18 protein-coding genes are annotated in these 20,031 nt (G+C 57.3%); 5 read left to right on the forward strand and 13 right to left on the reverse strand.

Annotated elements, in window-relative coordinates:
* Positions 1 to 194 precede the first annotated feature (194 nt).
* From G5533_RS06635 to yciA, 3 genes are all read left to right on the forward strand, one after another.
* Entirely contained in the window at positions 195 to 1,028 is an 834-nt protein-coding gene (locus G5533_RS06635; RefSeq protein WP_227340883.1) for a hypothetical protein, read from the forward strand.
* 386 nt (positions 1,029 to 1,414) lie between these two features.
* Positions 1,415 to 2,233 carry an NAD-dependent epimerase/dehydratase family protein gene (locus G5533_RS06640; RefSeq protein ID WP_421263497.1) on the forward strand — a complete coding sequence of 273 codons (819 nt, stop codon included), beginning with the start codon at positions 1,415 to 1,417 and terminating at the stop codon, positions 2,231 to 2,233.
* A gap of 59 nt (positions 2,234 to 2,292) precedes the next feature.
* Complete coding sequence (yciA, locus tag G5533_RS06645; protein ID WP_005337875.1) at positions 2,293 to 2,697, forward strand: acyl-CoA thioester hydrolase YciA; 405 nt, start codon at positions 2,293 to 2,295, stop codon at positions 2,695 to 2,697.
* Here yciA and G5533_RS06650 read toward each other — a convergent pair whose 3' ends face one another.
* Positions 2,698 to 2,922, reverse strand: coding sequence for a hypothetical protein (locus G5533_RS06650; protein ID WP_005344394.1), 225 nt, complete (start codon positions 2,920 to 2,922; stop codon positions 2,698 to 2,700). It abuts the gene before it with no gap.
* A 107-nt stretch (positions 2,923 to 3,029) separates the two neighbouring features.
* On the opposite strand from G5533_RS06650, the gene G5533_RS06655 reads away from it, so the two are divergent.
* Positions 3,030 to 3,875, forward strand: coding sequence for an endonuclease/exonuclease/phosphatase family protein (locus tag G5533_RS06655; RefSeq protein ID WP_005337873.1), 846 nt, complete (start codon positions 3,030 to 3,032; stop codon positions 3,873 to 3,875).
* A gap of 106 nt (positions 3,876 to 3,981) precedes the next feature.
* Here G5533_RS06655 and G5533_RS06660 read toward each other — a convergent pair whose 3' ends face one another.
* The 9 genes from G5533_RS06660 to G5533_RS06700 form a co-directional block, all read right to left on the reverse strand.
* Positions 3,982 to 4,278, reverse strand: coding sequence for a GrxA family glutaredoxin (locus G5533_RS06660; protein WP_223849348.1), 297 nt, complete (start codon positions 4,276 to 4,278; stop codon positions 3,982 to 3,984).
* Positions 4,279 to 4,372: 94 nt separating this feature from the next.
* Positions 4,373 to 5,812, reverse strand: a complete 1,440-nt coding sequence (gene dacB / locus G5533_RS06665; protein ID WP_441254625.1) for a D-alanyl-D-alanine carboxypeptidase/D-alanyl-D-alanine endopeptidase — start codon at positions 5,810 to 5,812, stop codon at positions 4,373 to 4,375.
* A 124-nt stretch (positions 5,813 to 5,936) separates the two neighbouring features.
* Positions 5,937 to 7,697 (reverse strand): DEAD/DEAH box helicase, encoded by a 1,761-nt coding sequence (locus G5533_RS06670; RefSeq protein ID WP_441254626.1) that lies wholly within the window; start codon positions 7,695 to 7,697, stop codon positions 5,937 to 5,939.
* A gap of 103 nt (positions 7,698 to 7,800) precedes the next feature.
* Positions 7,801 to 8,838, reverse strand: coding sequence for an HlyD family secretion protein (locus G5533_RS06675; protein WP_005344402.1), 1,038 nt, complete (start codon positions 8,836 to 8,838; stop codon positions 7,801 to 7,803).
* 3 nt (positions 8,839 to 8,841) lie between these two features.
* On the reverse strand, positions 8,842 to 9,180 hold the full coding sequence (locus G5533_RS06680) for a DUF3302 domain-containing protein (RefSeq protein ID WP_042032410.1): 339 nt from the start codon (positions 9,178 to 9,180) through the stop codon (positions 8,842 to 8,844).
* A 212-nt stretch (positions 9,181 to 9,392) separates the two neighbouring features.
* The gene (locus G5533_RS06685; protein WP_421260502.1) at positions 9,393 to 10,814 is read right to left on the reverse strand and encodes a carbon starvation CstA family protein; all 1,422 of its coding nucleotides are present in this window, start codon (positions 10,812 to 10,814) and stop codon (positions 9,393 to 9,395) included.
* Between the two features lie 140 nt (positions 10,815 to 10,954).
* Positions 10,955 to 11,659, reverse strand: coding sequence for a two-component system response regulator BtsR (gene btsR, locus G5533_RS06690; protein WP_005344408.1), 705 nt, complete (start codon positions 11,657 to 11,659; stop codon positions 10,955 to 10,957).
* A complete protein-coding gene (locus tag G5533_RS06695) occupies positions 11,656 to 13,326 on the reverse strand; it encodes a LytS/YhcK type 5TM receptor domain-containing protein (RefSeq protein ID WP_421260503.1) in 1,671 nt (556 codons plus the stop codon). The genes btsR and G5533_RS06695 overlap by 4 nt, the downstream gene beginning before the upstream one ends.
* A gap of 353 nt (positions 13,327 to 13,679) precedes the next feature.
* Complete coding sequence (locus G5533_RS06700; RefSeq protein ID WP_441254627.1) at positions 13,680 to 14,915, reverse strand: HD-GYP domain-containing protein; 1,236 nt, start codon at positions 14,913 to 14,915, stop codon at positions 13,680 to 13,682.
* Between the two features lie 227 nt (positions 14,916 to 15,142).
* Between G5533_RS06700 and G5533_RS06705 the strand changes: the two genes are divergently transcribed.
* The gene (locus G5533_RS06705) at positions 15,143 to 16,759 is read left to right on the forward strand and encodes a phosphoethanolamine transferase (protein ID WP_441254628.1); all 1,617 of its coding nucleotides are present in this window, start codon (positions 15,143 to 15,145) and stop codon (positions 16,757 to 16,759) included.
* 71 nt (positions 16,760 to 16,830) lie between these two features.
* On the opposite strand, the gene nagC is transcribed toward G5533_RS06705, so the two are convergent.
* Genes nagC through nagB form a run of 3 tightly spaced genes read right to left on the reverse strand, consistent with a single transcriptional unit; the run spans position 16,831 to position 20,005 of the window.
* A complete protein-coding gene (gene nagC / locus G5533_RS06710) occupies positions 16,831 to 18,045 on the reverse strand; it encodes a DNA-binding transcriptional regulator NagC (RefSeq protein ID WP_005334312.1) in 1,215 nt (404 codons plus the stop codon).
* A 4-nt stretch (positions 18,046 to 18,049) separates the two neighbouring features.
* A complete protein-coding gene (gene nagA / locus G5533_RS06715; RefSeq protein ID WP_128816550.1) occupies positions 18,050 to 19,195 on the reverse strand; it encodes an N-acetylglucosamine-6-phosphate deacetylase in 1,146 nt (381 codons plus the stop codon).
* Between the two features lie 9 nt (positions 19,196 to 19,204).
* Complete coding sequence (gene nagB / locus G5533_RS06720; protein ID WP_005334308.1) at positions 19,205 to 20,005, reverse strand: glucosamine-6-phosphate deaminase; 801 nt, start codon at positions 20,003 to 20,005, stop codon at positions 19,205 to 19,207.
* Positions 20,006 to 20,031: the final 26 nt, after the last annotated feature.

Here is a 20,031-nt window from a genome sequence, read left to right on the forward strand (position 1 = left end):
AAATTGGGTGGGAGTGATACAATAGATTGTCTATAAAGGGAGAGCTTCCATTTATTCGATAGTAAGGGTAGGGCTATCTTGAAGATGTCGACAGTAAAATATTGAAAAGACATGTCATTTTTATTGAACTGTCTGACAGAACTGGGCACGATATACGAAGCAATATGTGTTCTGTAGATAATTGAGGTTTTAAATTGAAAGAACAACGTAGTACTAATATCATTTTTAGTAATGAAGCTATAGCAGGACTAGTTATAACTGCAATGTCCTATTTGGTGGCATATATTTTTGAGAGAAGCTATCTCTCATATTTTGAAGTTCCAGAAGGGTTACTACAGGTTGAGGTTAAGTCAATAATTTTAGCATGTTTGTCTATTCTAGGTCTGACGGGATTGGTTTATCAAGTTTTAGATCTGGTTACTACGGTTATTAATGATAAGTATGCGGATAAACCAATAGCTAAAATTTTTGACTCATATGGGGTTATTTTTATTCCTGCGGTGATATTGTGTCTTTTTATTGATGCAGAGTGGTATAAGAAGGTTTTCTTTCTGACTATCCCTTTTATGAATATGTGGTTTCAGATAATAATGCCATTTTTTGAAATAAAAAATTATGGTTCGTATAGTGATGCTCAAAGTAAAGTTATTGAGTGGTCGAGGGGTTATGGTGGTTTAACTCAGAGATATAAAGTATTTGGTGAGGCATCGATTGGGCGTGTTGTATTAATATGTTTTTACCTAGCTGTCGCTGCGCATGCTGCTGGTAATGTTTCAGCATCAAACCAAAAAGAATATTTTTCGGATGAATTAGGTCGAGTGCTTATTCGAGCTTACTCAGGAAATGCCATAATGGCTTATTCTAATGAAAACAAACTGACTGGCATGTTTGTTTTAACGCCTATAAATGGTCTCAAGCTTAAAAAAATTGAATCTGAGCAAAATATACTTAACAAGGAAGGGATTGACAGCAAAATGTATGGGTTGTTTGATAGAGTGTTTAATTTAATTAAAAACGGTTTGTCATAATGTATATAACAAATGCTTCAAGAATAACTATCAACGTTTGGCTCTTCTAGTTCCAAGATGCTGCGGTAGTTGTGTTATTGCGTTATAAGTCCTTTAGCCGGGAGTTATGTTTACCCTAGCAACAGGTTCTACCCTCTCGAGATAACTGAGAAGTTACATATTCAGTTTTTAATTCGCATCAATGGCACAGGGAAAGAAGGTTGAGTGATCGAGGAAAAGAGAGTTGGAAAAAATATGACGCCCGATATGACTTACGACATCACTCACTAATAGAAACGATATGCCGCAGCTATTGGCGGCATTTGTCTATCTGCAGGCCAAAGCTTTCTTTTTATTCCAAGGCAGGTAAGCTGCGGGGCAAATAGCGTCAAACAGGAGAAGGGACGATGACAGAACAACATATCGCCGGGACGATCAGTATTCTGGGGGCGGGGTGGCTCGGGCTGCCGCTGGCGCGGGCTCTGCTGGCGGCAGGCAAGCAGGTGGCGGTCACGGTCAGCAGCGCCGAGAAGGCGGCCCGTCTGCAGGGGGAGGGGATCGCTGCCTATCCGCTGACGATTTCTGCCCATATGTCGGATGCATGGCCCATCCCCTGCGAATCGCTGGTTATCTGCGTACCGCCCAGCAAGACCGATGACTATCCGCAGGCGGTAGCAAAGGCCTGCGCATTGGCCAACGCGAGTGGCACCCGGCGGGTGCTGTTTGTCAGCGCCACCTCGGTATGGGGGGCGGGGCAGCAGGAGGGTGAACAGCCCAAACCGCGCCATGCCCGTGGTGAGCGGATGCTGGCGGCGGAGCAGGCGGTGCTGACGGCCGGTTTCGAGTCGGTGATGATAGTGCGTCCCTCCGGCCTTTATGGCCCGGATCGCCATCCCGGCCGTTTCCTCGCGGGCAAGACCTTGGATGGCGGCGCCCAGTCGGTCAATCTGGTCCATCTGGACGATGTGGTGGCGGCCTGCATCTTGCTGCTTGAGCGGGGCAAGGACGGGGATGTTTTCAACCTGAGCGCGCCCGTGCATCCGCGTCGCGAGCAGTTTTACCCCTTTGCGGCGCGCCAGCAGGGGCTGCCCGCGCCGGTCTTTATCGAGCCTGCCGGTGAATTTCAGCCCATCGACGGTCAGCTGATTTGCCAGCAGATGGGATTCAACTATCGCTGGCCCGATCCGGCCCACTGGTTTGCCGAGCTCGCCGCCTCGGGCAATTGAGGTTTGCCAAGGGGGTGATCGCCCCCTATCATGCCGCCATCCATGAGAGAGAGGCGGTAATGATGGTAGATACAAAACGTCACCCCGATGGGGAGTTGTTGCTGAGAACCCTGGCAATGCCAGCCGATACCAACCCCAATGGCGACATCTTTGGTGGCTGGATCATGTCCCAGATGGATATAGGTGGGGGCATTATGGCCAAGGAGCTGGCAAAAGGACGTATTTGTACCGTATCCGTCGAAGGCATGACCTTCCACAGTCCGGTCAAGGTGGGCGATGTGGTCTGCTGCTACGGCCGCTGCATGAAGATCGGCCGCAGCTCCATGAAGCTCAAGCTGGAGGTGTGGGTCAAGCCGGTACTGCGGGAAAACGATGCCCAGCGTTACTGCGTGACCGAGGGGATCTTCACCTATGTCGCCATCGACGAACAGGGCAAATCCCGCCCGGTTCCGGTGAGTGCCTGATTAAATCAGCCGGGCATTGATGATGGATATTTCCTGCTCAAGCCCGGTTTTTTGCCGTATCATGCGTTCCAGCATCTCTTCCGAGCCCACATATTGCAGGGTGTCGAACAGGCAGAGATCGCATTGAGGGTCCCGTCTTATCTGGTAGACGGTGGACAGCTCCACTTGATGACAATTTCCTTGTTGATCATAAAACGTCACGTTGTACCGAAGTTCTTTCGCCATGAGACAAGGTCCTTCTGGTTGGGTGGAACAGGGACTATCAGCTTAGTCGGCGTGGATGACGTTTGTGATGGTCGCAACAAAAAGCAAAGGCGGGCGGTTGTTAGCCAATGAAAAATAGTTATCGCATTCTTGGCACCTCCCTGCTGACCCTGGGGTTGGTAGGCTGTTTTGAGGTGCCGGATCAGAACCATCTGGTCACAGCTCAAGGGATTGTGCCGGGACTCGACTGCCAGCGTCCGCCGCTGGTAGCGTTGGCGACCACGGCGCTGCCCCGTGAATTCGGGGTGACGGTGTGGAATCTCTACAAGGGCCAGCGCAAAAACTGGCGCGAAGGGATGGACAGTTATGCCAAGGGGCAGGATCTGGTGCTGCTGCAAGAGTCGGCCACCCGTCCCGATATGCTCGACTGGCTGCGCGCCGGTGATTTCCAGTGGCAACAGCTGCAAGCCTTCACCCAGGGCGGCGTGTCGTTCGGGGTAATGACGGTGGCCAAGACCCCGCAGGCGTTCGTCTGTGGCGTGCGCTCCCCCGAGCCTTTGCTGCGCATCCCCAAATCCGGGCTGGTGAGCCTCTATCCGCTGCAGGGCGATCCTGACGGCGTTATGGTCATCAATATCCATGCGGTCAATTTCGAGCTGGGGATGGCTACCTTCCGCGAGCAGCTCAACGATTTGACTGCCTTGGTGCGCCGCCATCAGGGGCCGGTGATCCTGGCCGGTGATTTCAATACCTGGAGCGACAAGCGCCAGTTCTGGCTGAATAAATTGGTGGACGAGCTGGGTCTGCAAGAGGCCGTGCCGGTGCCTGACCTGCGCCGTACCGCCTTCGGTCGCCCACTGGATCATCTCTACTACCGCAATCTGGATCTGGTCGAGGTGAGTTCACCGGCCACCGACAGCTCGGATCACAACCCCATCATTGCGCGCTTTGCCGCCCAGTCGGTGACCCCCTGATCGGGGATGATGTGCGCGTGTTGCCCATAAAAAAATCCGGCGCCTGATAGCGCCGGATTTTTTTATACGATCTGGCGGTCAACCCGCTCGGGATGACCCGCTGGCATTACTGGTAGAGACCCAGATTCGCTTTGGCGTAGGCTTCGAAATCGGTGCAGCCACCGATGTGCTGCTCGTCCAGGAAGATCTGCGGCACGGTATTGACCGGCTTGCCGGCGCTCTTGGCCAGATCTTCTTTGGTGATGCCTTCGGCATGGATATCCACGTAGCGGAATTTGAAGTCATCGCGCTGTTCGGTCAGCTGCTCGGCGATCTGTACGGCACGGACACAGTAGGGGCAACCCGGGCGACCAAAAATCACTGCAAACATATTTTCTCTCCGTTTTTTAAGCCGTTTATGTATGGCCGTTGATATGAGGCAGGCAACAGCATAGCCCTGCCTCGTGGCGACTTGAAGCCGAAATTATCGATACCGTGATTCGAGCGGGCCTATTGGCTCAGCTCTCATCGGCGATCTGGATCGGCTGCTGCTGATAGATGCTCTCCAGCACCCCCTTCTCGAATACAGTCCAGGGCCACGGCGCCTTGCTGGCACGGTAGCGCTCATGGGTGGCCGGATCTTGGGACAGGCCGCGCTGGAACATCACGAACGCCTTGCGCTGGCCGCCTGCCGTGTCGATAAAGCCCACCAGATTGGAGGTGCCGGTGATGGTGCCGGTCTTGGCGTGGACCTTGTTCTTCATCATGGGGGCGGTGACGCTGCGGCGCCACGCCAGGGTGCCATCCACCTGAGAGCTTGGCAGCAGCTTGATCAGGCCAAGTTCGGCATCATTTTTCTGGATGAAGTTCAGCACCGACATCATCTGACGGGCGCTGATGAGATTGTGAGCGGATAGACCGGAGCCGTCTGCCAAAGTGGCGTTGCCCAGATCGATGCCGTTCTTGGTCAGGATGGCGCGCACCGCCATGGTGCCGCTGCGATAGCTGCCCGGCTTGTTGTAGTAGTGACGGCCCACGGTTTTGAGGAAGGTATCGGCGTAGAGGTTGTCCGATTTCTTCAGCATCTTGGCGAGCATCACCGGCAGGGAGACCGAGTAGTGGGTGCCGAGGGTCTCTGCCCCTTCAGGGGCTTTGTGGGTGACCCGCAGCAGGCCATCATGCTTGATACCGGCACGGTCCATCGCCCAGCGGATGTTGTCCCAACCCCAGGCTTCCACATCGTGAATGGCGAAACGCAGTCCCTGCGGCTCCTTGTTCGGGGTGATGCAGCCCTTGAGCTCGTAGAAGTTGCCCTTGGCCATGTCCACTTCCAGTGCGCAGAACTGGCGCGCCATGTCGCCATAGCTCATCACTTCCACGTTGTCGGCACCGATGCCGATGGGCACGCCGGTAGCTACATTGCCCACCGCCGGTTTGCCAATCTGGGTGGCAGTGATGGTGCCGTAGGCGCAGTTCTTGTCGATGATGACCGAGGAGACGGGCGCAGCGAAGCAGAGGGTCTGATCCCCCCACGACCAGCCGTTGCCGCGCTCGTAGCCGTTGTAGGCGCCGGTGTTGACGTAGACATTGCCCTTGATGCTGCTGACGCCGAGCTGTTTGAACAGGGCCAGCAGATCCATGCGGGAGAGGGTGGGGTCGCCGACGAAGTTGATCCAGATATCGCCGTTGATGGTGTCACCCTGTTTGGCACCGGGTTGGGCCTGAATGTCAGTGGCGAAGCGGAAGTCGGCACCCAGCTCGAGGCGGGCCGCCAGCGCGGTGAGCACCTTCATGGTGGAGGCGGGGGCGATCATCTGATCCGCGTGGCGGGCGAACTCGACGCCGTTATTGCCCTGCACCATGATGGCGTACTGGCCACCCTGAGGGGGCGTCAGCGGGGCGGCATGAGCCGCCAGAGAAGAAAAGAGAGCACAAAAACCAATCAACAGCCGCTGCATAACATCCTCTAACGTGACGAAGGGGCCAGACCGATAGCACTGACCCTGATAATTCAACCTTGTTTCACCCGCCGATGCGGGATCGACGGGATAACGCAATTCATGCCATGTATGCCGGTCGCCATCATGTCATCGAGTTGGCGGTACGATAGCGACCCTCATAATCAAAAATTTTCTCTTTTATCTGCCAGAAGCGACCCGATTTGCGGGCGATGACAAAATCCGGATGACGGAACTGGCTTTGCGCGGCCAGCACGCTCGCCAGGGTGGCAAATTCGGGCTCCAGCCCCGGGGCGGGCCAATGATGACGCACAAAGTGCTGTTGAAACAAGCGCCGTGCGCCCGGGGAGTGAAATCCGAAGTATTCACTGAGGGTCAATCCATCCTCATCGTGGTAGGTCACCTCCAGCCGCTCCCCCTGTTTGCCGCGCCCGGCTGTGAGGGTTAGCCCCGCACAGCGGATCACCATACAATCCTTGAGATTGAGCGCCTCTTTGAGCTTGTCGTCAGGGTCCACCAGCAGCTGATCGCAGCTCTGGCAGCGGCGGGCGGCGATGTCGTTCTCCGCGCCACAGCCGGGGCAGATCTTGGCGCGAAAGCGGTAGTCGCACTCTTCACGGTTGCCCTCGTCATCTTCAAACAGCCCCTGACAGCGGCGTCCGTAGTGCTCGATCACCTTGCCATCCTCGTCGGTCTTGCCCCAGAAGGTGTTGGCAAAACCGCAGGCGGGGCAGGGTACTTGTACCGGCTCGGTACTGGCGTGGGGGCGAGGCTCCCCCACTTCGGGGGCGAACAGGTTGAAGTTGTTGCCCGCATAGTCGAGCACCAGACAATCGCTCTTGCCCGGCGAGAGACGCAGGCCCCGCCCGATGATCTGCTGGTAGAGGGAGACCGACTCGGTGGGCCTGAGCATCACGATAAGATCGACATGAGGGGCATCGAAGCCTGTGGTGAGCACCGCCACGTTGACCAGAAACTTGAGCTCGCGTGCCTTGAAGGCGTTGATGAGGGCATCGCGCTCCGGCCCCGGCGTCTCACCGGTGATAAGGGCCGCCTGCTGGCCTCTGGCGCCAAGCAGGCCGTGAATTTCCCGGGCGTGTTCGACGGTGGCGGCGAAGATCATCACCCCCTGCCGGTCGGAGGCATACTCCAGCACCTGGCTCAGGATATGGGGGGTAACCCGCTCCTGACGCTTGAGCTCGCCGTTGAGATCCGCCTCGCTGAAGAGGCCATTCTCCCGCGGCACCAGCTTGCTGAAGTCGTAGTGGACGATGGGGGCATCCACCATGCGTGGCGGCGTCAGGTAGCCGTTTTTGACCATAAAGCGCAGCGGCAGCTCGAACACGCAGTCGCCAAACAGCCGTTCGCCGTGGCTCTTGACCATGCCGTGATAGTGGCGCCGGTAGATCCAGCCCAGCCCCAGCCGATAGGGGGTAGCGGTGAGGCCGAGGATCTTGAGGGCCGGATTGGCGGCCTTGAGGTGGTCGATCACCTGATGGTACTGGCTGTCGTCATCGAGCGAGACCCGGTGGCACTCGTCGATGATGAGCAGAGAGAAGGCGCTGTCGAAGGCCGCCAGATTGCGGGCGACCGACTGCACCGAGCCGAACACCACCTGGGCGCTTGCCTCCTTGCGGGCGAGACCGGCGGCAAAAATGTCGGCCTTGAGCCCCCACGCCTCGTACTTGGCGTGGTTCTGCTCCACCAGCTCCTTGACGTGGGCCAGTACCAGCACCCGTCCGCGCGCCTTGCGGGCCAGTTCGGCGATCACCAGACTCTTGCCGGCCCCGGTGGGCAGCACCACCACGGCGGGATCCGGGTGTTTGCGAAAGTGGCTGATAACGGCGTTGACGGCGTCGGTCTGATAGGGTCTGAGAACGAACATGCAGGTTTGGCGCGGGGCTTGGCAGGATGGCGCCATTATAGGGATCTTGCCGCCAAAAAACAGCGGGCCGACATGATGCCGGCCCGTTGAATACATTGCGTGCTTAGTGGAAGGGGAAGAGGTAATTCATCCAGCTTGCCATGCGCAGCAGCACTTTGCGCATTACAGAAACATGGTGGAAATACTCGGTATAGACAGCGGCTTGTCCGCTGGCACCCGCGATTACCTGATACTTTGCCCATTCGGGGTCGGTAATGGAGATCAGTACCGGCATACGACCTGGACGAATGGCGCTATTCTGGTCAAGCAGCATAGCGTTGGCCTGCACGTTACCGGCGGCAATGGCCGGGATCACGGCGGTCACCTTGCCCTTGAAGATCTTGCCGGGAATACCGTCGATCACCACTTCGGCCTCATCACCCACCGCCAGACGCTGCATGCTGTTCTGCCAGAACCAGCCAACATAGGCAGTCTCATCTTTGTGGATGAAGGTCATCACCGGACGGTACATAAACGGGGTGGCGATCATGCCTGGACGCAGGGCAAGCTGCACCACATGGCCATCGCTCGGGGCATAGACCACGGTCTGGGCCAGCTGGTATTTGGCTTCATCGAGCTGGGCCTGCAAATCTTCCAGCGTGGCGCGTTGCTGATCCATCTGGGCGGCGATCTCGTCTACGCTCGCCTGGGTCACGTCGAGGTCACGCTGCTTGCCGACGCCGCGGCGCATCAGGTCACTGGCGCGATCTCTGTCCAGTTTGGCTGAGCGTAGTCTGGCGTCAATGGACTTGAGTTGATCCTTGTTGGCATCGAGGCGAGCGCTCAGGCTCTCCACTTTCAGTCTGAAAGGCTCGTCATCGAGGCGAAACAGCACATCGCCCTTCTTCACCGGCTGGTTGGCTTGCACCGGCACCTCGACCACCCGGCCCTTGACCAGCGGTACGATAGGGGTAGAGAGGTAGTAGTTGCGCGCCATCTCGGAGTAGGGGTGGTTGTAGTTCATCAGCATGATGAGGGTGCCGATGAGCACCACACCACCCAGCGCGGCAGTCGGAACAGTCCACTTGTTGAGCGGGATGCGGAAGATTTTGAATATGGCGACACAGAGTGCCGTATAGGTCAGGATCAGTAGCAGGTCCATGATTTATCCCTGTTGCTCTTGCTGTTCGATATGGTTGAGACGGCCCTTCAGTTCAGCCAGCTCTTCTCTGAGGGCCGCGATATCATCTTCATCTTTTTGCAGGCGTTGGTTAAAGCCCCAGCCCCGATCCGGGCGGTAGAGGGTGGCCCAGATCCAGAGGAAAGGCCACAACACGTGCAGCGTAAACAGGCTGACCCAGCCGGCAACATGGATGGCATCCTGATGGGGATGATTGCGATGTTTGGCGATTTCGTAAGGAATATCGTGGATCACGATGATTCCGTAGAAGATGACCAGCGCGACAAAGACGAGCAGGCCAAGGGCAAAATAATCAAGGAACATGTATAACCTCCACTGGCTTTAAGCACAGCTTTATCATTGATTCATATATTCGGGAAAGCAATTTAAAATCACATATTTATCGTCAGGTCGCACGGAATCTTAAGGGCTTGTGCTGTATAGGAGCTTAAGGGAATAACGAGTTGTTTTATTGGTTCTTTTGTCAATTAAAAAGGGGCCTTTTGGCCCCCTTTTTCACCACCTCAAGTCAGACATCACCCTTCACTGGGATTGCTAACCAGTGGTTGGCGGAACTTCATCAGGAAGGCCACGGTAATGGCCGCTGTGGCAGTCAGGCCGATGATGGTGGAGGTCCCCATCTCCAGCCCGAACCCGATGGGGGCGTTGGCCAGATAGGTGAACACCACGGCGGTCATGAACATGGCGGGAATAGTGCAGATCCAGTGCAGCTTGCCCTCTTTGATGAGGTAGGCAGCCGCAGCCCACAGCATGATGACGGCGGTGGTCTGGTTGGCCCAGCCGAAGTAGCGCCAGATCACCCCGAATTCAGCCTTGGAGATGATGAAGCCAAGGATAAACATGGGGATGGCGATCAGCAGACGCTTGGCCAGCGGCTTCTGGGTCATTTTCAGGAAGTCCGCCACGATCAGGCGAGCACTGCGAAACGCGGTGTCACCGGAGGTGATGGGCAGGATCACCACGCCGAGGATGGCCAGAATGCCGCCGACTGTACCGAGCAGGCTGGTGGAGACTTCGTGTACCACGGCTGCCGGACCGCCGTTGGCCATGGTAGCGTTGAGCGCTTCGGTGCTGTCGTAGAAGGAGAGACCCAGGGTGCACCAGATAAGGGCGATGATCCCTTCACCTATCATTGCGCCGTAGAAGATGAAACGGCCGGACTTCTCGTTTTGCATGCAGCGCGCCATCAGCGGTGACTGGGTAGCGTGGAAGCCCGATACCGCGCCACAGGCGATGGTGATGAAGAGCAGCGGCCACAGTGGCAGCTCGGTCGGGTGCAGGTTGGAGAAGTCCATCCCGGTGTTGTAGAAGCCTTTGCCGGAGACGATCAAGCCAACGATGAGGCCGACGGACATGAAGACCAGCAGGGCACCAAAGATGGGGTAGAAGCGACCGATGATTTTGTCGATGGGGACTATGGTCGCGAGGATGTAGTAAGCAAAAATCGCCACAATCCAGTAGACCAGATCGGTGGAGGTGAGGTTGGCGAGCAAGCCGGCCGGGCTCAGCACGAATACCACGCCCACCAGCATCAGCAGCACCACGGCAAACAGGTTCATGAAGTGCTTGGCGGCGGTGCCCAGATGTTCACCGACCACGGTTGGCACCGAGGCCCCCTTGGCGCGTACCGACAGCATGCCGGAGAAGTAGTCATGTACCGCACCGGCGAAGATGCAACCGAAGACGATCCAGAGCATGGCGACCGGGCCGTAGAGGGCACCCAGGATGGGGCCGAAGATGGGGCCGACGCCAGCGATGTTGAGCAGTTGAACCAGATAGACTTTCTTGTCCGACATCGGGACATAGTCCACCCCGTCAGCCATGGTGATGGCGGGGGTTTTCAGCTCGGGTTTCGGGCTGAATATCCGTTCGATGAATTTGCCGTATATGAAGTAGCCGGCCACAAGTAAGCCGACACAGAGGAAGAACCAGATCATTGCTACGCTCCTGCATTGTTATTTTTTAGTGTGCAGAGCGAGTCTAAAACGGTTGCGCCTGACTGGCAGGTGAAACTCCCCGAGCGGCGCTTTGGCGCGCCGAGCGGTCGGCGGCTGTGATCAGGCGCACACTCCGCGGCTCAGTCCAGCCCCAGCTGATCTTTCAGCTCCTTGAGATAGCGACGACTGACCGGCACCCGTGCGCCGCTCGGGGTGACAATCTCTGCCAACTGGTTATCCAGCAACCGGATCTCGAAGATGGCGTTGGGAGAGACCAGATATTGGCGGTGGCAGCGCAGCAGCGGGCTCTTTTCCTCCAGTGATTTGAGGGTGAGCTGGGTGTGGAACAGCTCGCCCTGACAGGCCACATGGACCCCGCCCAGATCGGAGAAGGCATACTCCACCTGCGCGATGGGCAGCAGTCTGACCCGGTTGTGCAGATAGCCCGGAATATGTGCGATGGTGGGGGCCAGCCGCTCGATGGGCTGCGGGGAGATATCCTGCTTGAGGCGTGCCAGCGTTTTGGCGAGGCGTGCGGGTTCCACCGGCTTTAGCAGGTAGTCGAAGGCGTTCTCCTCAAAGGCCTGAATGGCATATTCGTCAAAGGCGGTGACAAAGACGATGCGGGGCAGGGGATCGAGCATGGCCACCAGCTCCATACCGCTCAGCTTGGGCATCTGTATATCGAGGAATACCACGTCGGGTTTGAGGCGCTGAATAAGCGGCAGCGCCTCGATGGCGTTGGCCGCTTCCCCCACGATCTCGATGGCAGGATCGCAAGCCAGCTGCTGCCTCAGCTCTTCGCGGGCGTAGTGTTCGTCATCGACAATCAGGGTGCGGATCATGGTAGCTCCTTGGGGATGGTGAACGACACCCGGGTCCACTGCTCAGGCTCGCAGGCAATAGTCACGCCATAGCGCTCGCCAAAGGCGCTTTTCAGTCGCCGATCGACAATGGTCATGCCCAGACCGTCGCCAGCGGGGTGCGCTTGCCAGGTGCCTGCATTATCTTCCACGTGGATGGTGACGCTGGTGGGATGCTCATCGGTCCAGAGGCGAATGCGCCCCTGCTCCAGTAGGGTCGAGATGCCGTGCTTGATGGCATTCTCGATCAACGGTTGCAGGGTGAAGCTGGGTAGTCGCAGTGTAGCCAGATGGGGCGGGATCTCGTTTATCACCGTCAGCCGATCGCCAAAGCGGGCCAGCTCGATCTCCAGATAGGATTGGCAGTGCTCCTGCTCCTCCTGCAGGGTCGCAAGGCCGCTCTGGCGCTTGAGGTTCTTGCGAAAGAACAGTGAAAGATGCAGCAGCAGATCCCGCGCCTTGTCCGGATCGCGCCGGGTGATGGCACTGATGGTGTTGAGGGTGTTGAACAGAAAGTGGGGGTTGATCTGGGCCTGGATAAGTTTCAACTCGGACTGTACCAGCAGCCGCTGATGTTGCTCCAGCCGACCGGCCAGCAACTGCTGTGACAGCAGGTTGGCAATCCCTTCCCCTAGGGTGTGGTTGATCTTGAGAAACAGCCGCTTCTTCGGCTCGTAGAGCTTGATGGTGCCGATCACTCCCTTGTCCCCCTGCAGCGGGATCACCAGCACCGAACCCAGTTGGCATGCGGAGGAGAGGCTGCAGCGATAGGGTTGACTGTTGCCATCGGCAAACAGCACCTTGTTCTGGGCGATGGCCTGCATGGTGATGGCTGACGCAATGGGGGTGCCCGGTAGGTGGTGATCTTCTCCGGTGCCGATAAAGGCGAGGATCTGCTCGGTGTCCGTGATGGCGACCGCCCCCACGCCGGTCTCCTCCTGAATGATGCGGGCAATCTTGTTGCTCGCCTCCGGGGTAAAGCCCTGACTCATGATCCCCACTGTGCGGTTGGCGATATTGAGCGCCTTGGCGGAGAAGACCCGGGAGAACTTCTCATACATCCGCTGCTGGTCGCGGATCATGCTGATAAAGAGCGCCGCGCCGCAGGAGTTGGCCAGAATCATCGGGGTGGCGATGGTGCGCACCAGCAGCAGGGATTTGTCGAACGGGGTCGCCACCAGCAGGATGATGACCATCTGCATGATCTCGGCATAGAGAGTGGTAAAGAAGGCGATGCGTGGTTCAAACAGAGCATCTGTTCGCCCCGAGCGCATCAGTCGCCAGTGCACTATGCCCCCGAGCAACCCCTCGCAGGTGGTGGAGATGGCGCAGGCGAGATCGGTAAATCCCCCCAGCGTATAGCGGTGCAGGCCGCCGGTCAGCCCCACCAGAAAGCCCACCAGCGGTCCCCCCAATAATCCCCCCAAGACGGCGCCGACCGCCCGGGTGTTGGCGATGGCATCGTCGATATCGAGGCCCACATAGGTGCCGAGGATACAAAAGCTGGAAAAGATGATGTATATCAGTATCTTGTGAGGTAGTCTCACGGAATAGTTGGCAAGCGGGCGCAGCAGCGGGCTTTTCGAGAAGAGATAGGCGATCACCAGGCTGACGCTCATCTGTTGCAGCAAGGAGAGGACCAACTGCATAAAAAACGCTCCTCATAAGCCAGCTGAAAAAATAGTCAGCCCGTGAATAAGTGTGATCAGGATCTTGTTCTGTTGGCCCAACTGGGCGCAACGGGCCGCCAGTTTGCCAGAACAAGTGGATAAAACCATATCAAATCAGCATGTTAAATTGATATTTGTGTAAGCGGCAGCGGGTTGATATTGATGGATGGAGCATGAATGTATCCACTGGATACGCCACACGGAGGTGGCATGCTCCGCCCGGCCCCTTGGCTGGGCGTTTTTTATACATGGTCAGTTGGCAACCTTCTGATGGGGGTTTGAGCAATTATTCCGGTTTGTCCAATGAGTTATCCCCAGCTTCTGGGGATAACTCAGAATGCAAAGTAGTAGCAGAAGCGGCGGGTCAGGTTAAAGAACTGCCGTTGTCCCTCATCCAGCTCTTCCTGTTTGATAAAAGCAGTGATGGTGCGTTCATCTTCCCGCAGATCGATCATGGCGACGGCTTCCGGGCGCTGGGCTTTGATAAAGGGCAGGATCTTCGGCTTGAGAGGCATGGTGGGCTCGGTAGAGAGCACCAGCGCAATACTCTCGTCTGAGAGTTTCACCAGGGAGCCAGGCGGGTATACTCCCAGCACCTTCACCAGTAACTTGACCAGATTCTGGTCGAACTTCTTCTGGGATAACTTGTAGAGCTGGCTGATGGCCTGACTCGGTGCCGCCGGCGTGCCACTGTTGCGGGGATGAAGCAGCTCGTCGTAGAAGTCGACCAGTCCGATCAGCCGCGCCAGCGGCGGGATCTCCCCCCCCTTGATCCCCAGCGGATAACCGCTGCCGTCGAGCCGTTCGTGGTGCAGATGGGCTACCTGACGAATTTTGGGCTCAAAGGCATTGAGTTGGTTCAGCATGTCAAATCCGTACTGGGGATGCATCTTGAGGAAGTTCTGCTCGGCCTTGTTTAGCTCACCACGCTTTTGGGTGATCTGGCTGGGAATTTTCAGTTCACCTATGTCGTGGATAAGTCCCGCAAGGCCGGTCTCTTCCAGCTCGATGGGATTCATCCCCAATTCGCGGGCCATCAGCATGGCAATGAAAGCCACGTTGAGACTGTGCTGCAGCAGGACATCGGTGTGGGGACTACGGATCAGGTGGAGCCCGAGGGGGCCCTCGTGCTGACTAAGGGTGAAGGCGGCATTGCGGACGATCTGGGCGGTGTTGGCCAGCCCTTCATCCGGTTTGAGGTTGAGTGCCCCGAGCGCATCGCGCAGCTCGCTCATGGACTGGCCAAAGGCCTTGTCGGCGGCGCGCATGGAGCGGCGAAAGGCTTTTTCGTCAAAAGGGGGCGGGCCGGCATCAATCAGGGACTCCAGCTCTTCGAGATCGGGCCCGGCATCGGGGATATCGCCACGCAACAGTGGCTCGATAGGCAGATCGCTCTTGTCCGGATCCACCATCATCAGGCTCAGATCAAGGTGGCGGATGATATCCAGCTGCTGCTGATCTTTGATTTTGAAGGCATTGAACATAAACGGGTGGTTGGTCCATCCCGTGGGGAGATGGATATAGTGGCCTACTCTCAATTGCTCTATCGAGGCTTGGATCAGTGCCATCGGTTAACCTGCATTTCTGGAATGCCTACTCAACAAGCTAGCAAAATCCGATGGATAGACAACTAAAAAACCATTAAGGGGAGTGGGATCCCCCCGCGCTGTGATAAAGCGCACTAGCATCAGAGGGTTCTTAATTTGCTCTTAAGTTTTACTTCCTACGCTGGCCCCGTCGTTTTTGTTGGCTTGACCGGCCCCCTGCACTGCAGGCCGGTATGTAGGAGTTGTTTATGCGTGTAACCCTCGGTGTGCTGCAGACCAATCTGCTGCTTGTTCTCTTTTTCGCGCTGGTTCTCAACTGGCCAATCCTGTTGCACTTTTACACGGCGCTCAGTGAGCTGAGTCACGTCAAAGCCGGATTTGTCATTTCGATCCCGCTGGTGCTGATTGCGGCGCTAAATACAGTGTTTATTCCCTTCACGTTCCGGTTTGTGCTCAAGCCGTTTTTTACCGTGCTGATCCTGAGTGGCTCCATCGTCAGTTACGCCATGCTCAAATACGGCGTCATCTTTGATGCCGGCATGATCCAGAACATAGTAGAGACTAACAGCGGTGAGGCGGGGGCCTATTTGAATGGTTCGGTTGCGCTCTGGTTTCTGCTGACCGGGCTGCTGCCTGTTCTGGTGCTCTGGTCACTGCGGATCCGCTATCCGGCTCGCTGGTATCAGGGGTTGGCGTTGCGGACGGGTGCACTGGCTATCTCTCTGCTGTTTATCGGGGGCGTCGCGTCACTTTACTATCAGGATTACGCCTCGGTCGGGCGCAACAACAAGTCGCTGGCCAAAGAGATTGTGCCAGCCAACTATGTGCACGGCCTCTACAAGTATGGGCGGGATGTGCTGTTTGCCACGCCGATCCCTTACCAGTATTTGGGGACAGATGCCAGGGTGGTGGCACGGGGAAGCAAGCCGACTTTGATGTTCCTGGTGGTGGGTGAGACGGCGCGCAGCCAGAACTACTCCCTTAACGGGTATGGCAAGGCGACCAACAGCTTTACGGCAAAAGAGCAGGGGGTGGTGTCGTTCAGAGATGTGCGTTCCTGCGGTACGGCCACTGCGGTCTCGGTGCCCTGCATGTTCTCCAACCTCACTCGCCGCGGTTACGATGAACAGCTTGCCAGCTCCCGTGACGGCCTGCTCGATGTGCTGCAACATGCCGGTGTATCTGTGCTGTGGAAAGAGAACGATGGCGGCTGCAAAGGGGTGTGCCGCAATGTACCGACCATCGAGATCTTCCCCAAATCCTATCCTGCGCTCTGTCAGGGGGAGTCCTGCTATGACGAGGTGCTGCTGGAGGGGCTGGATCAGCAGATTGCCGGCATGAAGGGCAACAAGCTGGTGGCTTTTCACCTGATGGGTAGCCATGGCCCGACCTATTTTCGTCGTTACCCTGCCAGCGAGCGCGTCTTTATGCCGGACTGCCCGCGTAGCGACATTGAAAACTGCAGCAACGAAGAGCTGGTCAACACCTATGACAACACCATCCGCTACACCGACAAGGTGGTGGGGCTGCTGATAGACAAGCTCAAGTCGCTGGAGAGCCAGTACGATGTGGGACTGGTCTATCTCTCCGATCACGGTGAATCCCTCGGGGCCATGGGGCTCTATCTGCACGGCACGCCCTACAAGTTTGCGCCGGATGATCAGACCCGGGTGCCGCTGCTGACCTGGTTCTCGCCTCAGTTACAGGCCGATCGCCAGCTTGATATGGGTTGCCTGGCGGCGGAGGCGAGCAGCCAGCGCTTCTCCCATGACAACCTCTTTCACTCCATGCTGGGGATCATGGATGTGCAGACCCGTGTTTACGACAACAAGCTGGACCTGTTCAAGCCATGTCGGGCGGGTTAAACCGCTAGCAAGCACACAATAGAAAACGGCAGCCAGTGGCTGCCGTTTTGTTATCTCGCAAGGTCAGTGCCTTACTTCTGCTCCATGATGATCTGCAGCAGATCTCCCTCCAGCAGGGCGCGCTTGACCAGCGCAAAGCCGCCATAGGTCGGCTGGTTCTGGAAGCGGGCTTTCACGATGGGCAGGCCACGGTGGAAGCTCGGCAGGGATTGATGCTCGACGCAGCGACGGATGGCCGGGAAGAGGATCTCTTCGGCGGCGGTGATTTCACCGGCGATCAGCACCTTCTGCGGGTTGAACAGGTTGACCGTGATGGCCACTGCCCGTCCCAGATGCTCACCCACGTTCTCGATGACGCTGCGGGCCAGTTCATCACCTGCCAGCGCCGCCTTGCACACCTCCTGAATGGTGATGTGCTTCTCCTGCAGCGCGCTCTGGTGGCCGCGGCTGATGAGCTCCTTCACCTTGTCGATGATCGCTTCGTTGGAGGCGATGGTTTCGAGGCAGCCGAAGTTGCCACAGTGGCAGCGCTTGCCGAGCGGCTCGACCTGAATATGGCCGATCTCGCCGACGTTGCGGTTCTGACCGAGGAACACCTGACCCTTGGTGATGATCCCGGAGCCCGTCCCCTGATGGACACTCACCAGAATGGAGTCCATGCAGTCGCGGGACTCGCCGAAGAAGTGTTCGGCCAGTGCCAGAGAGCGGGTGTCGTTGCCCACGTAGCAGGGGAGGTTGAAGTGGTTCTCAAGCAGCTTCGCCAGCCCCAGATTGCGGATCTGGTACTTGGGGGTGTAGATGACCATGCCGGATTCCGGGTTGACCAGACCCGGCATGGTCAGCGCGATGCTGATGAGGTTGCGACAACGTTCGCGGTTGGCATCGATAAAGGCGCCAATCTCTCGCAGCAGCATGTCGACCACGGGTTGCTGGTCGATCTCGGTCACCTGAATGACGTGCTGGTCGAGCTCCTTGCCATCTAGGTCATAGAGACTCAGTTGCAGGTAGCCGCGGCCCAGCTTGGCAGAGACAAACTGAAAGCGATGTTTGATGGTGGTCAGGGAGATGGCACGCCGCCCGCCGGTTGAGGCTTGCGGAGAGGTCTCCTTGATCAGGCCATGCTCGATCAGTTGCCGGGTTATTTTGGTCACGCTGGCCGGGGCCAGCTGACTCAACTCGGCAATCTTGACCCGGGAGATGGGGCCTTGCAGGTCGATGAGCCGATACACGGCTGCACTGTTGACCTGCTTGATAAGATCTACGTTTGCTATTTGTCCGCCAGTCATGATGTCACTGTTGTGTGTAGTGTCCGTTAACCACGGTCCCACGGACCGTGAAGTCCTGATCGAAGACAGTGAGGTTGGCTACTTTACCGACCTGGATACTACCGAGACGTGAGTCCCATCCAATGGCGCGAGCGGGGTAGAGGCTGGCCATTCTCAGTGCTTCATCGAGCGGTAATCCGACCTGCTTGACCAGATTTTCCACCCCCTCAATCATGGTGAGGGAGGAACCGCCGAGTGTACCATTCTCGTCGACACACTGACCATCGCGTAAAAAGACGGTAGTGCCACAAAAATCAAATTTCTCAAAGCCTTCCGGCGCTCCGGCTGCTGCGGTGGCATCGGTGACCAGCACCAGTCGCTCCCCCAGCGCCTTGTGAGCCAGACGCACGTTGGCCCAGTGCACATGGTGGCCATCGACGATGATGCCCGCATAGACATCTTTGCGATCGTAGATGGCGCCCACGACGCCCGGCTCGCGACCGTTGAGGGTCGGAGTCATGGCGTTGTAGAGGTGGGTCGCAAAGCGAATACCGTTATCGAACCCGGCCATCGCCTGATCGTAACTGGCGGCAGTGTGACCGGCCGAGACCAGAATGCCCGCTTCCACCAGACGGCGGATATGGGCCGGCTCGTTGCGCTCCGGAGCCAGGGTGATTTTGGTGATGGCATCCGCGTTGGCGCAGAAGAAGTCGATCATCTCGTCCGCTGGCTGGCGAATTTGTGCGGCAGGGTGGATCCCCTTGCGCTTGAGGTTGGTGTAAGGCCCTTCCAGATGAACGCCCAGCACCTCGTTGGGGTGTGCAGCCATGTAATCACGGGTCACCGCAACGGCCTGCTTCATATCCGCATCCGGACTGGTGATCAGGGTCGGCAGGAAGCTGGTGGTACCGGATTTGAGGTTGGCCGCCTGCATGGTTGCCAGGGTCTCGACCGTGATGTCGGTGTTGAACATCACCCCGCCACAGCCGTTGAGCTGCACATCGATAAAACCGGCGGTCAGGTTGGCGCCTTTGAGATCAATCAGCTCGATGCCTGCAGGCAGTTCGGCCAGGTGAGAGATGGCGACAATCTTGTCGCCCTCGATAAGCACCCCGTAGCCGGTCAGCACGCAGCTGCCGGTGTAGAGGGTGCAGTTGGTCAATGCGTACATGACGACTCCTTACAGACGGCCGATGTTGGCGGCTTCCAGCTGCTGGAAGTAGCGAACGGTCTTGACCTTGAGCTCCATGGTGGAGGGCTCGTCGCACACCATCATTCCCTTCGGATGCAGTTGCAGGGTGGAGATGGTCCACATGTGGTTGACGCTGCCTTCCACGGCGGCCTGCAGGGCCAGAGCCTTGCCGTGACCGGTGACCAGGATCATGATCTCTTCCGCATCCATCAGGGTGCCGACACCCACGGTCAGGGCCAGCTTGGGCACCTGCTCCATGTCGCCACCGAAGAAGCGGGAGTTGGCGATGCGGGTGTCTTCGGTCAGGGTCTTGACCCGGGTGCGGGAGGAGAGGGAAGAGGCCGGCTCGTTGAACGCGATGTGGCCGTCGTTGCCCACACCACCCATGAACAGGTGGATCTTGCCGTAGGACTTGATCTTGTCTTCGTAGCGCTTGCACTCGGCCACCAGATCCTCGGCATTGCCGTTGAGGATGTTGATGTTTTCGGGACGAATGTCGATGTGGCTGAAGAAGTTGTTGTGCATGAAGCTGTGGTAGCTCTCCGGGTGATCTTCCGGCAGGCCGACGTACTCGTCCATGTTGAAGGTGACCACGTTCTGGAAGCTCACTTCACCGGCTTTGTGCAACTCGATCAGGCGCTTGTAGGTGTTGAGCGGGGTGCCACCGGTGGGCAGGCCCAGTACGAAAGGACGATCGCTGGTTGGCTTGAACGCGTTGATGCGGTCAACGATGTAACGAGCAGACCACAGGCCTACTTGGCTGGCAGATTTCAACGGGATCAGGCGCATATGGGATACCTCTGTGTCGGGTTGCG

This window comes from Aeromonas sp. A600620, from assembly GCF_029479985.1.
GTDB classification, from domain to species: Bacteria; Pseudomonadota; Gammaproteobacteria; order Enterobacterales; family Aeromonadaceae; genus Aeromonas; species Aeromonas veronii_A.